We start from the raw sequence: 246 nt of genomic DNA, 5'->3' as shown, positions 1-246 counted from the left end.
CCAGCGTGAACAGGAACGCGAACGTCAGGACCGTCCCCTGCACGATGGGGTAGTCGCCGACCTTGATGGCCTCGACCAGGAGCGTCCCGATGCCGCCGATGGCGAACACCGTCTCCGTGAGTACTGCGCCGCCGAGCAGGCCACCGAACTGGATGCCGATGACCGTGATGACGGGAATCATCGCGTTGCGGAAGCCGTGTTTCAGGACCGTTATCTTCGCGCCTTGGCCCTTCGCGCGGGCGGTCC

General features: G+C 65.4%; 1 protein-coding gene. It reads right to left on the bottom strand.

The window, feature by feature from the left end; translation table 11 throughout:
* A partial coding sequence (locus HKX41_12840; GenBank protein NNC25022.1) for an ABC transporter permease occupies positions 1–246 on the bottom strand: 246 nt, incomplete at both ends.

Origin of the sequence: Salifodinibacter halophilus (assembly GCA_012999515.1) — a bacterium.
In the GTDB taxonomy this organism is placed as follows: Bacteria; Pseudomonadota; Gammaproteobacteria; order Nevskiales; family Salinisphaeraceae; genus Salifodinibacter; species Salifodinibacter halophilus.
The sequence above is the reverse complement of the archived record's forward strand: the minus strand, read 5'-3'. Positions and strand labels throughout refer to the sequence as shown.